The organism is Candidatus Poriferisodalis sp., assembly GCF_965198245.1.
GTDB lineage: Bacteria > Actinomycetota > Acidimicrobiia > Acidimicrobiales > Poriferisodalaceae > Poriferisodalis.
This window is the reverse complement of sequence record NZ_OZ240249.1, coordinates 1,822,442-1,834,962: the sequence shown is the minus strand read 5'-3', so window position 1 is coordinate 1,834,962 and position 12,521 is coordinate 1,822,442. Positions and strand designations below refer to the sequence as shown.

The following is a 12,521-nucleotide window of genomic DNA, read 5'->3' as shown; positions in this document are numbered from 1 at the left end:
GCCCCTTACGGCAGTCCTTGCGGGTGTCTGCAGAGGAATCGCCAATGGTCCACCAGCATGAGCCTGAGGTCCCGCCGGGCACTCCACCCGAGCTCTACGGCAGCTCGACTGCAGTCCGCCCACGACTCTCCCAGATCGCCGGGCCGGCGCGCCACAACGTCGAACGGAATCTCCCGCTGAGTGATCTCCGACGCCGCCCGAACGACCTCGTTTACCGACGTACCGACGCCAGTTCCGAGGTTGAACACCCGGCTGCTGTGGTTACCGAGGTCGGCATTGAGGGCGGCGACATGGCCCTCGGCGAGGTCCATGACGTGCACATAGTCGCGGATGGGAGTGCCATCGGGAGTGTCGTAGTCGTCGCCGTAGATCTCCAGTCTGGAACGTGTGCCCAGAGCTACTTGCATGACGACTGGCACCAGGTTTTGTGCTTCGCCGAGCGGATTCTCACCAATAAGCCCGGAGGGATGTGCCCCGACAGGATTGAAATACCGCAGGAGCACTGACTGCACTTGCGAGACGGCTGCGGCGTCAGCGAGGATGCGCTCGCACATGAGTTTCGTGGCGCCGTAAGGACTCTCGGGAACCACTGGCATTTCTTCGGTGATGGGCAATTCCTCAGCTGAGCCGTACACAACTGCGGAGGAGCTGAATACGAAGCGTGAAACTCCACCCTCTGTCGCCAGCTCAATGAGCGTCAGTGTCGAGTCGAGGTTCTTCCGGTAATACCGCAGCGGTTCCGAAACCGACTCGGGAACGCTCTTCAGTGCCGCGAAGTGAATGATGGAATCGATGTCATGGGCATCAAAGATCCGCCGAACCGTCAAGCGATCAGCGGCATCTCCATCGACGAATTCGAGCCGCCTCCCGGTCAACCTGCGGAGCGCCGCTACGACACCGCGTTGGGCATTCGAGAAGTCGTCGAGAATCACCGCGTCCCTGCCAGCGGCATGCAGCGCTGCGACGGTATGGCTGCCTACGTAGCCGGCGCCGCCGGTCACCAGTGTCGTCATCGGGCGACGATGTCGATCGCATGGCGTGACGCCCGAACAGTTTGTACGGACAACGACGGTTTCCTCGGGCTGGATCGCATCATGGAGGCGTTCGTACGCGTCGTCGACATCGTCGTCACGCCCGCGCTTCGAGCTCGCATTCTACTGGGGCGGCCGGAGCTAGCCCAGCGAGGCTATACCTCTCGCCCTCGGTAGCGGGGCCCGCGGTAGCGGTTTCTGGATGGTTCACATGACACCGAGCGCGCAATGTCACCCGGTATTGTGTGCGACTGGCTAGGTGACCGCGGTGGCTCGGCTGCACATGTCAAGGAGCAGGACTTTGGAGCGTCTCCGCGAACTATTCGCCGAACGCCCTATGGGCGCGGCTCGGCGGTGCCACCCGGCAGGGGTTTGGCTGCCTTGGATGCTGCCGCTGCTCATCCTCACTGCATGCCAGAGCGTGACTGTTCCCGCGACAATTGCCACCGAACCTGCGACATCGCAACCACCAGCCACAGTCCAGACCCAGTCCACCGTTGTCGTTGCGTCCAGCCCGGTTCCGACAACTACGACGACGTCCGTGGTTCCCACTCAATCTGAGGCCACCACGACCACAAGTCCCCTCTACACCGCCCCGTTCACCGGATTGCCGACGGCGAACAAGATCGTGCGGCCGGCCGCCGTCGTGAAGATCGACAACCACCCCCGTGCCCTGCCTCAGTGGGGCATCAACCAAGCCGATGTCGTCTATGAGGAAATCGTCGAAGCTCGCCTCACGCGGTTCGCGGCGATCTTTCATTCCAACGATGCTGATCTGGTTGGCCCCGTTCGGTCGGCTCGCACGGGTGATTTCGCTCTGCTGTCGAATCTCAACCGACCCATCTTCGTGAACTCGGGCGCCAATGCGTACACCTCGCGAGCACTTCGGAGCGTCGACGCTGTCAATGTCACTGACGGCGGATCGCTTGCCAGGGGAGTCTTCGAGCGCTCTCCTGCCAAGAGGGCACCGCACAATCTGATTACCGACACGGCCCGGATTTACGCTGCGGGCACCGCCGAGGGCAGGACGCCACCGACGTACCTCCGCTTCCGCGCCGAAGGTGACGCGCTGCAGCGAGCCACCGCGGTCAGCGGCGTCGATGTCGACTTCGGGCAGATCGAAGCGTCGTACCGATGGGACACAGCGCTGGGAGGATGGGCTCGCACCCAGAATGGCAAGGAGCACACGGACTTCGACGGCGTGTGGGTCGCGCCTGAGAACGTCATCGTGCAATTCGTGCGGTATCGCCAGAGCCCGGCGAATCCGGCGACACCTGAGCCCGTGCTGACCGGCACCGGCGAGGCGTGGATATTCAGCGACGGCCAGGTGGTGCAGGGCACTTGGGAGCGGCTGTCCGAGCTGGACGTCACAGTGTTTCGTTCCGACAACGCCCTCATCGTGGCCCTCACACCCGGGCGCACCTGGATCGCGCTTGCCCGAGCGGGCTCCGCCGAACTGGTTCCCTGATCTGCGTTCCCTGATCGGCCTGACACGCAGCTCAGACGCAGCGCCAGCGGCTCAGGCGAATTCGTGGCGAGGCACGTGCGACCAGAGGCGCTCAAGGTCGTAGTACTCCCGGGTCGGTTCGTGAAAGACGTGTGCCACGAACTCACCAAAATCGAGCAGGACCCACTGAGCCTCGTCCAGCCCCTCAGTACGGATCGGACCTTCGCCACCAGCGGCCTTGACGTGTTGTTCCATCAGTTCGGCTATGCGCCGCACCCGGCGCACATTGGGCGCGCTCGCAATGACGAACCAATCGGTGATGGCCAGCACGTCACCCACATCGAGCACCACGATGCGCCCGGCCGACATCTCGGAAGCTCCATCCACGGCAGCCCGCACAAGCGGCGGGACAGTCGCGGCGGCGCTGCTTGGGACCGGCCCGACGGCGTGGACCCCGGTAGAAGCCGGGGACGCCTGCGGAACCGATGCCACGTTCACGGAGAATAGAGGCTGTGCCGGGTGATGTAGCTCATTACGGCGGGCGGCACGAGCCGGGTGACCTCGGGCATCGCCTCCGATCGAGTGCGATGGACGAGCAGATCGCGCACCAGTGTGGCCGACGCCTCGACGGGATCCATGAACACCGTCTCGGTGCGCCAGCCCTCGACATGAGTGGGTGGCTCGCTCCGCGGCTGCACCACCGCGAGCCTCACGCGCTCAGATAGCTCCGAGACTCGGTGCCAGGTCGGCAAGCCGCTCGCAGCGGCGGGGCCCACGATGAGCACGGTCTCAATACCGGGACGCTCGAGCGCGATCACGGTGTCGATCGTGTAGGTCGGTCCGCCGCGCTCAATCTCGAGCGCACTCACCTCGATGCCGGCGAGGCCGCCAAAGACCAGCTGCGTCATGGCCAACCGGTGGTTCGCCGACGTCACCGAGCGCTCAGCGGACTTCTGCCACGGATCGTTCGCTACCACCACATGCACGATGTCGGTGCCCAACTGGTCCCGCGCACAGATCGCAGCGGCGACGTGTCCGACATGGGGTGGATCGAAGGTGCCCCCGAAGATCCCTTGTCGCGGCGGCACCGCCGCAGTGTAGAGTCACGCTCCACATCACATAGGTTGCGCGCACCGAGGCACCATTGCGTCATTGAGCAGGCCTCGCGTGTCGCTTGTTGCGCGCGCTGTGCGCCATGTGTTACGTTTGAACGTCCGCCCATAGCAGAGCTCTGCACGGCCCGGGTTCTCGGGCCTCGCATCGCATGCGGGCGTACAACCAAGAACGGCTCCGCCACCGCGGCGGTGTCATGCCTGAGTCCGGGCTGAGTTGGCCTGCCGAGGGCAAAACATACCCGGTGCCCCCCACCGGGTCGCATGCACTAGGCGGCATGCAAATCGAAGACGAAGAAACCGGCTGCCCCCTGCCGGTTGGAGCGTGTGTCATGGATTCAGTTGGCCAGTACCTGAACGAGATCGGTGCGGTTGCACTTCTCACTGCAGAGGACGAGCGCATGCTCTCCCAGCAGATCGAAGCGGGACGAGATGCGCGGACGCGCCTTGACAGCGACGAGGACCTGTCCGTGGCCGAGCGGCGCGACCTGCGCAAGGCCGTGCAGACCGCCGCTGCTGCGCGTGACCGATTCATCCGGGCGAACCTTCGCTTGGTCGTGTCCATCGCGCGTCGCTATCCGCTGCCTCCGACGCTGGAACTGCTCGACCTGATCCAGGAAGGCAACCTCGGCCTTGAGCACGCAGTCGAGAAGTTCGACTGGCGGCGTGGCTTCAAGTTCTCCACCTACGCAACGTTCTGGATCCGCCAGTCGATTGGACGGGCGCTCGACCAGAAGGGCAGCCTCATCCGGCTGCCGTCCGATCGTTCCGCCACACTGCGAGCTGCGCTGCGCCACAACGGAGGCGACAGCGACTCACTCGACGACGAGAACGCGTGGCTGCAGCGGATCAGCACCCCGACGTCGCTCGACAAGACGGTGGGCGACGACGGCGACAGCGCGCTCATCGACCTCATCGGCGACGATGCGCCAGGACCCGAGCACTTCGCCATCGAATCGGATCGCCGCGGCATGGTGATGTCCATGCTCGGCCGGCTGGACAAGCGCGCCCGCTATGCGGTGGCCCGCCGCAACGGGATCATCGACGGTGAGCAGCGCAGCTACCGCGAGATCGGCGAGGAGCTCGGCGTAACTGCCGAAGCGGCACGCCGTCTCGTGAAGCGCGCCGTCGATGAGCTGCAGAGCCTCGCCGCCGACGGCGAGTTTGTAGACATCGATGCCGACGCAGACGCTGTCTGACGACGCAGTCTCACCTTCCGGCGCGCCTAGCCCCGGCGGATCGCCTCAGCACGCACCGGGGTGGCATTCCGGCTCGTGGGCCGGGCGGCCGGCAGGCCAGCAGCCCGAGTGGCCTGATCCTGCAGCACTCTCCGAATCACTGGCCGAGCTGAGGCGCCGGCCTCCGCTGGTATTCGCCGGCGAGGCAAGGCGACTCACCGAGCATCTTGCACGGGTGAGCACGGGCAACGCCTTTGTGCTGCAGGCCGGCGATTGTGCGGAGTCCTTCGAGCTCTCGACCGCTGACCAGATTCGCGACCGTCTCAAGGTCATCTTGCAGATGGCCGTCGTGATGCAGTACTCCGCTGGCTTGCCGATCGTGAAGGTGGGTCGGATCGCTGGTCAGTTCGCCAAGCCGCGCAGCAAGCCCACCGAGACCCGCGACGGCGTCACACTGCCGATTTTCCGGGGCCACATCGTCAACGACATCGCGTTCGACTCCCAGTCCCGGACGCCGGATCCTTCGCGCTTGCTGCAGGCGTACAACACCTCTGCGGCAACCCTCAACTTGCTGCGTGCATTCACCCGGGGCGGCTACGCCGACCTGCGACAGGTGCACACGTGGAACCAGGAATTCGTGGCATCGAGTCCAGCGGGCCAACGCTACGAAACACTGGCCAACGGCATCGATGCCGCCTTGCGATTCATGAACGCGTGCGGTCTGGATACCGATGACAGCGCCATGCGGCAAGTGGAGTTGTACACCAGCCACGAGGCGCTGCTGCTCGGGTACGAAGAGGCACTGACCCGCACTGACAGCATCACCGGCGACTGGTATGACTGCTCGGCGCACATGCTGTGGATCGGCGAGCGCACCCGGGAGCCCGACGGCGCCCATGTCGAGTTCCTGCGGGGCGTGCACAATCCGATCGGGACGAAGCTGGGACCGACTGCGACACCCGACGAAGCGCTCGCACTGTGCGAGGTGCTGAACCCGAAGCAGATACCAGGACGGCTCACACTGATCAGCCGCATGGGCGCCGGCAACGTTTCGACGGCGTTCGGGCCGATCCTACGGGCGGTCACACAGGCTGGGCACCCGGTGGTGTGGCAGTGCGATCCGATGCACGGCAACACCTACACAACCGATGAAGGGGTCAAGACCCGCCACTTCGACGCAATCTTGGCCGAGATTCAGGAGTACTTCGCAGTCCACGCCGCGGTGGGGACGTGGCCGGGCGGTGTGCACCTGGAGATCACCGGCGACGCAGTCACCGAGTGCATCGGCGGCGGCGACGACCTCGCCAAACACCAGCTGGGCGACCGCTATGAGACGATGTGCGACCCCCGACTGAACGCTCGCCAATCACTCGACCTGGCCTTCATCACAGCCGAGTTGCTCGCCGAATTGATCTAGCACGCCGCTCTCGTGCACAGCGGAGGCTGGCTAGGCCAAGTGGTATTAGGCCAAGTGGTCTTAGGCCAGGTTGTCTTAGGCCAGGTTGTCGACGAAACCTTCAAGCTGGCGCAGGTTGCGGCACTCGAAGACGCCGTCGGTGTAGGTCGAGTACTCGGTGATGATCGAGTCCCCCGTGTCCCAATACGAGCGCGGTTCGGGATTCAGCCAGAACACCGAACGTGCCCGTTTCTGGCACTCCTTCAGCACCCACGCGTTCGTCGAGTGGTAGTTGTTGCGGGCGTCGCCCAGGAACACCATCGTGGACTTCGCGTTGACGTCCTTGCCGAAGTTCTCCCAGAACACGCCGAAGGCATGGCCGTAGTCGGAATGGCCGTCGACCCATACGACATCGGCCTCGGTGTTCACTCGGTGCACCGCGTTGGTGATGTCTTCCTCGTTCCGGAACATGTGGGTGACCTCGTCGATGCCGTCGATGAACACGAACGAGCGCACCTTGGAGAACTGGTTCTGCAACGCATACACGAGATGAAGCGTGAAGCGGGCGAACGCCGCGACGGAGCCCGAAATGTCGGCAACCACGATGAGTTCAGGCTTGTTCGGACGTGGATGACGGAAGCGGGGCTCCGCAGGCACGCCGCCGTAGCTGAGTGAACGTCGCACAGTGGCCCGAAAGTCGAGCGGACCACGGCGCTTGTGCTTGCGCTTGCGCGCCAGGCGAGCTGCCAGCTTGCGAGTGAGCGGCTGGATGGCTTTGCGGATGCTCGCCATCTCCTCACGGCTTGCGTGCATGAAGTCGACATCTTCAGGCAGCGGCTTGCGCAGGGTCTTGGCCATCGCTTCGACGCCCCTGTCGGCAACGAGGCGGCGCCGGATCTCGGCTTCGATCTCCCGCTTCAGCTGCTCAATGCGGTTCTCGAATTCCTCGCGTTCGAGCCGTTCCGCCAGCGGGGTCATCTCGCCTTCATATCGCTGGGAGGATTCCTCGATCAGCCGGTCGAGCATCCCGTCGAGGTCGAGGTTGCGCAGCGTGCGGTACAAGTAGTAGGTGCCGCCGACGGGCCGGCCCGGCTCCATACCCGCGAACTGCGTCACTGCCGCTCGGGCCATGGCCGCCATCATCGCCTCGTCGGCGTTCAGCAGCGCCCGGAAGAGCATCTCGGCGATCTCCTCGGGGGACATGTCCTGCCCACCCCCGCGGCCACCCATGCCTTGCATCTGCTGGGACATCCACTCTTCGAGATTGTCCGGATCGAATTCGCCGTTGCTGTCTTCATCGCCGACGTTGTATTCGGGGCCCCGCAACGAGAAATAGACCTCGAACACTGTCTCGAATGCCCGCCAGTGCTGCTCGTTCTTCACCAACGTGGCTGCGAGCGCGTACTTGAATGCGTCGCGATCCTCGATGGGAATGTGCTTGACGGCCTCCATGGCATCGAGGTTCTCGGTCAGCGACACCGGCAGCCCAGCGCTGCGCAACTCCCCGACGAAGCCACTGAGCAGGTCCAGCATTTCCGACTCCCGTCCCCGGCAAGCCCTGGTGGGCTAGGCCTCGACCGTCAGCTCTTTGGCTGCCTTCTCGATGTCGGACTGATACTTGAGCAGGATGTGAAGCGTCTGCTTGGCCTGCTCGACATCAATGTTCTCGATGCCCAACAGCACGAGCGTGCGAGCCCAGTCCAGCGTCTCGGACACCGACGGCGCTTTCTTGAGCTCGAGCTGGCGGATCGACCGGACCACTCGCGCGATCTGTTCGGCCAAGTTCTCGGTGATGTCAGCGACCTTGGTGACGACAATCTGTTTCTCGCGCTCAAGGTCGGGGTAGTCGATGTGCAGGAACAGGCAGCGGCGCTTCAGGGCCTCGGAGAGTTCACGGGTGTTGTTGGAAGTCAGGAAGACGAGCGGTATCTGGGTGGCCACGATGGTGCCCAGCTCTGGGATTGAGACTTGGTAGTCCGAGAGGATCTCCAGCAGCAGCGCTTCGGTTTCGATCTCGACCCGGTCGACCTCGTCGATCAGCAGGACGACCTTGTCCTTGGCGCTGATGGCTTCGAGCAAGGGACGCGTGAGCAAGAACTCGTCCTGGAAGATGTCGTCCTGCAGCTCCACCCATTCCTCGTGCTCGGCGTCGGTGCCGCGGTCTGCCTGGATGCGCAGGAGCTGCTTCTTGTAATTCCACTCGTACAGCGCCTTGGCTTCATCGAGTCCCTCATAGCACTGCAGGCGGATCAGCCGAGCACCGGTCATGGCAGCGACCGACTTTGCAAGCTCGGTCTTGCCCGTGCCGGCCGGTCCCTCCACCAGGACCGGCTTGCCGAGCCGCTCGGCCAGGTACACGACGCTGGCGATGCCGTCGTCGGCGAGGTATTCGACTTTCGCCAATCCTTCGCGGACACCCGACAGGTCTCCGAACATCGTTTCGCTCATGTTGGGTGTCTCCGGAGTCAATTTGGGCAGCGGGCAGGTCTGACAGTGTGGCAGCCACGGCGGCCTGTCGGCACGGTCAGCCCCGAGTGTGGCCCCGACCGGTCACTACGAATTTCGTGGTTGTGAGCTGTTCAAGGCCCATTGGGCCGCGCGCGTGCAACTTCTGGGTGCTGATGCCGATCTCAGCCCCGAAGCCGAATTCCTCTCCGTCCACGAAGCGTGTCGAGGCGTTCACGAGCACCGCAGCGGCGTCGACGCGGCGTGTGAATTGCTGCGCAGCCGAAAGGTCACCGGTCACGATGGCTTCGCTGTGCCCCGAGCCGTAACGGTTGATGTGGTCGATCGCAGCTTCGAGGTCGTCGACGACCGCGACGCTCATCTTGAGCGCCAGGAACTCCGTCGCGAAGTCTTCGGGGCTGGCTGGCCCGATCTGCGATGAGATGACCCGCGAGGCAGGATCTCCCACCAGTTCGACGCCGTCCAGGTCGTCGACGATGCGGGGCAAGAAGGTCTCGGCCACGTCTCGATGGACGAGGAGCGACTCCGCGGCGTTGCACACCGAGGGCCGGCTGAGCTTGGCGTTGGAGACGATGTCTGCTGCCATCTCGAGGTCGGCCCGGGCATCGACATACACGTGGCAGTTGCCGTCGCCATCGATGACGTAGGGCACGGTGGCGTTGGCGAGCACCGACGAGATGAGCGCTGGACCACCCCGCGGGATCAAGCAGTCGATGCAGGAGCGCAGCTGCATGAACTCGGTGGCTGCGCTATGTCTCGTGTCGGTTACGAGCACCAGCGCATCGGCGGGCAGGCCAGCGGGGACGATGCCCTCGCGCAGCGCCTCGGCGATCGCAATGTTGGAGTTCAACGCTGCCGACGAGCCGCGCAGGAACGCCGTATTGGCGGACTTCAGGCACAGTCCGAACGCGTCGGAGGTGACATTGGGCCGGCTCTCGTAGACGATGGCCACGACGCCAAGCGGCACCCGTACCCGTTCGATCGCGAGCCCGTTGGGCCGTACCCATCCGTCGACCACCTGACCGACTGGGTCGGCGAGGGCCGCCACGTTGCGAAGGCCCGCAGCCATGGCCCCGATACGGCCCGGATTGAGTCGCAGCCGGTCGACGAGCGTCGCCGAGGTGCCAGCAGCCTCGGCGTTGGCCACGTCCTTACCGTTGGCGGCCAGAACGTTGTCGGTTGCCTCTTCGAGAAAGTCAGCTGCCGACAGCAAGGCCTCGTCTCGCACGGCACCGGGCGCCTGCGCCAACACGGTCGCAGCGGCCTTGGCTCGCAGGCCCAAAGCGGCCATGCTGCTGGTGTCTCCGGTCATCTCCGGTGCAGCTCGCGCGGTGGCGTCAGGCACCTGAGCAGACTAGTGGGCGGCCCCCAAATTGATGCGGTGAACTCCTGTGCAGCGTGCTGCTCGCCCGTTCCGTTCGCCTCGCCCACTCGCCAGCAGATCGCCCGCTGCGACATCAGCCGAGAACGACGAGGTCGTCTCGGTGAACGACGAGCGGATGCAGGCCCTCGGGCAACTGATCGCTGCGGAGTCCGGCTGTGGCACGCAACCCGTCGGCATCCACAGCCGCAAGGCCCTTGGCGAAGATCTGGCCATCGGAGTCGACGATTTCGACGGCTTCGCCAGCGGCGAATGCACCGTCGACGCCGACCACGCCAGCCGCAAGCAGCGACTTGCCGCCGGCCGTCACGGCTCGGCGGGCGCCGTCGTCGACTGTCACTGAGCCCCGGGCCGCTACCGCGAATCCGATCCACAACTTGCGTGCGGAGACGCGAGCATCGCGGGCGGGCACCGTGGTGCCGACGCCTGGGCGGCCGGCGGCAGCGTCGGCGACAACATCGGGCCGGCGGGCCGCAGCGATGACGGTCCGCACACCACTCCAGGAGGCCATGCGGGCTGCTGCAAGCTTCGAGGCCATGCCGCCGCTGCCGACAGCGTTGGCCGATCCGGCTGCCGCAGCCAGCGAGGGGCTCACCTCGAGGACTTCAGCAATGAGCGAGGCGTCTGGATCGACGCTTGGGTCCGCAGTCAGCACACCGGGCGTATCGGTCAGCAGGATCAATGCGTCGGCGCGCACCAGGTTCGCTACGAGCGCTGCAATCCTGTCGTTGTCGCCGTAGCGGATGGCGTCATCGGCGATCGCATCGTTCTCGTTGACGACCGGCACGACTCCGAGGTCCAGCAGATGGCCCAAGGTGGCTCGTGCGTGCAAGTACTGGTCGCGATCGCGGAAGTCGTGCGGCGCGATCAGTACCTGGCCCACGACCATGCCACGCTCGGCGAAGAGCTCCCGGTACGAGGCCATCAGGTCGATCTGCCCGACGGCGGACAGCGCTTGCAATCGCTCGGGTTCCGACGGGCGTTCGACGCCGAGCCTCTGCACACCTGCCGTTATGGCCCCAGAGGTCACCACGATGACCTCATGGCCAGCCTCACGCACCGAGGCAACTTCATCAGCCAGCTTCGACACCGCATCGAGATCGACACGGCCGTCCGATGTCGTGATCGACGAGGTCCCGATCTTGGTGACGAGTCGCAATGTGGGTGACATCGACATCAATCCTGCCTCGCCGCAGCCTCGATCACCCAGAACTCATTCACGGCCAGCGGGCTCACGTGTCGGGCTCATAGGTGAACTCGAAGTCGCCGATGCGTACGAGGTCGCCGGACCGTGCGCCGCTGCGGCCCAAGGCCCGGGACACACCCAGCTTCTCCAGTCGCCGCTGAGCCCATGCGAGCGCCGCCGGATCCGTCAGGTCCGACAGGGCCACTGCCCGGCGAGCCTGTCGGCCTTCGATCTCGAAGATCCCGTCTGCGAGGTGCAGCACAGTGATGCCGGCGGATTCGGGGCGGTGCACCACGTACTGCGTGGGGGCCGCGTCGGCCTCCCTGGCTTGAGAGACCAGATCACGCAACTGGCCGAGCACGGAGGCCACGCCTTCACCTGTCACCGCGCTGACGCGCGGACCGTCCCAAGCGAGGTGGGCGGCATCTGCTTTCGTTCCCACGATCAACCGTCGGCGGGCTGCGAGAGCGGCGTCATAGCGCTGAAGTTCCGCGATGAGTACTTCGATCTGCTCGCGGGGATCGCGGTCGCTCACCTCGGCTAGGTCAGCCATCATCAGCAGCACTCGGGCTCGCTCGACGTGCCGCAGGAATTGGTGACCGAGGCCCTTGCCCTCGGCAGCGCCCTCGATCAGCCCAGGCACATCTGCGATCACCATCTCGAAGCTGTCGGGATCCACACCCCTGCCGTCGCCGAGTCGAACGACACCGAGGCTGGGCGTCAGCGTCGTGAAGGGGTAGGAGGCGACCTTCGGCCGCGCTGCAGACACCGCACTGATGAAGGTGCTCTTGCCTGCATTCGGGAATCCCACAAGCGCCACGTCGGCCATCAGCCTCAGCTCCAGGCCGAGCCAACGCTCCTCGCCTGATTCTGCCTGTTCCGCAAATTGAGGCGCCCGCAGCCGGTTCGAGGCGAAGCGGGTGTTGCCCCGGCCACCGCGGCCACCCTGAGCAGCCAGCCAGCGGTCGCCGGCATTCACGAGGTCGGCCAGCACCGTTCCGTCACGATCCCGCACGATCGTGCCCTCTGGCACGCGCACGATCTCGTCGACTCCGTTGCGACCGTGCCGCTTGCGGCCCTGACCGTGGGCACCATTGGTCGCCCGCCGGAACGGGAAATCCCGGAACGCCAGCAGCGACGCCACGTTGCGGTCTGCTACCACCCACACATCGCCGCCATGGCCGCCGTCGCCGCCATCGGGACCGCCATGCGGCACGTGCGACTCGCGCCGGAACGAAACGCAACCCGCCCCGCCGTCGCCGCCTTTCGCGTGCAGCTGACACTCATCGACAAAGTCGCTCATCAGCTTTCGCCTGTCTCAGGC

The 12,521-nt window shown here is 65.1% G+C and carries 11 protein-coding genes; 3 read left to right on the top strand and 8 right to left on the bottom strand.

Annotation, left to right across the window (positions count from 1 at the left end):
* Positions 1 to 5 precede the first annotated feature (5 nt).
* Complete coding sequence (gene galE, locus ACOCMM_RS08460; protein ID WP_419552727.1) at positions 6 to 1,013, bottom strand: UDP-glucose 4-epimerase GalE; 1,008 nt, start codon at positions 1,011 to 1,013, stop codon at positions 6 to 8.
* Positions 1,014 to 1,572: 559 nt separating this feature from the next.
* On the opposite strand from galE, the gene ACOCMM_RS08455 reads away from it, so the two are divergent.
* Positions 1,573 to 2,499 (top strand): DUF3048 domain-containing protein, encoded by a 927-nt coding sequence (locus tag ACOCMM_RS08455; protein WP_419552726.1) that lies wholly within the window; start codon positions 1,573 to 1,575, stop codon positions 2,497 to 2,499.
* A gap of 51 nt (positions 2,500 to 2,550) precedes the next feature.
* Here the strand turns inward: ACOCMM_RS08455 and rsfS are convergent, their stop codons facing one another.
* Together rsfS and ACOCMM_RS08445 are read right to left on the bottom strand one after the other, a co-directional pair.
* Positions 2,551 to 2,865: a ribosome silencing factor gene (gene rsfS / locus ACOCMM_RS08450; RefSeq protein WP_419554845.1), complete on the bottom strand. Its 315-nt coding sequence runs from the start codon at positions 2,863 to 2,865 to the stop codon at positions 2,551 to 2,553.
* Positions 2,866 to 2,972: 107 nt separating this feature from the next.
* Complete coding sequence (locus tag ACOCMM_RS08445) at positions 2,973 to 3,566, bottom strand: nicotinate-nicotinamide nucleotide adenylyltransferase (RefSeq protein ID WP_419552725.1); 594 nt, start codon at positions 3,564 to 3,566, stop codon at positions 2,973 to 2,975.
* Positions 3,567 to 3,922: 356 nt separating this feature from the next.
* On the opposite strand from ACOCMM_RS08445, the gene ACOCMM_RS08440 reads away from it, so the two are divergent.
* Both ACOCMM_RS08440 and ACOCMM_RS08435 read left to right on the top strand, forming a co-directional pair.
* Positions 3,923 to 4,789: a sigma-70 family RNA polymerase sigma factor gene (locus tag ACOCMM_RS08440; RefSeq protein WP_419552724.1), complete on the top strand. Its 867-nt coding sequence runs from the start codon at positions 3,923 to 3,925 to the stop codon at positions 4,787 to 4,789.
* On the top strand, positions 4,767 to 6,185 hold the full coding sequence (locus tag ACOCMM_RS08435; protein WP_419552723.1) for a class II 3-deoxy-7-phosphoheptulonate synthase: 1,419 nt from the start codon (positions 4,767 to 4,769) through the stop codon (positions 6,183 to 6,185). The genes ACOCMM_RS08440 and ACOCMM_RS08435 overlap by 23 nt, the downstream gene beginning before the upstream one ends.
* A gap of 75 nt (positions 6,186 to 6,260) precedes the next feature.
* Here ACOCMM_RS08435 and ACOCMM_RS08430 read toward each other — a convergent pair whose 3' ends face one another.
* The 5 genes from ACOCMM_RS08430 to obgE form a co-directional block, all read right to left on the bottom strand.
* The gene (locus tag ACOCMM_RS08430) at positions 6,261 to 7,697 is read right to left on the bottom strand and encodes a vWA domain-containing protein (RefSeq protein ID WP_419552722.1); all 1,437 of its coding nucleotides are present in this window, start codon (positions 7,695 to 7,697) and stop codon (positions 6,261 to 6,263) included.
* A 33-nt stretch (positions 7,698 to 7,730) separates the two neighbouring features.
* Positions 7,731 to 8,612, bottom strand: a complete 882-nt coding sequence (locus ACOCMM_RS08425) for an AAA family ATPase (protein WP_419552721.1) — start codon at positions 8,610 to 8,612, stop codon at positions 7,731 to 7,733.
* Positions 8,613 to 8,688: 76 nt separating this feature from the next.
* A complete protein-coding gene (locus ACOCMM_RS08420) occupies positions 8,689 to 9,942 on the bottom strand; it encodes a glutamate-5-semialdehyde dehydrogenase (protein WP_419554844.1) in 1,254 nt (417 codons plus the stop codon).
* Positions 9,943 to 10,087: 145 nt separating this feature from the next.
* Positions 10,088 to 11,182 (bottom strand): glutamate 5-kinase, encoded by a 1,095-nt coding sequence (proB, locus tag ACOCMM_RS08415; protein WP_419552720.1) that lies wholly within the window; start codon positions 11,180 to 11,182, stop codon positions 10,088 to 10,090.
* A gap of 61 nt (positions 11,183 to 11,243) precedes the next feature.
* The gene (obgE, locus tag ACOCMM_RS08410) at positions 11,244 to 12,500 is read right to left on the bottom strand and encodes a GTPase ObgE (protein ID WP_419552719.1); all 1,257 of its coding nucleotides are present in this window, start codon (positions 12,498 to 12,500) and stop codon (positions 11,244 to 11,246) included.
* Positions 12,501 to 12,521: the final 21 nt, after the last annotated feature.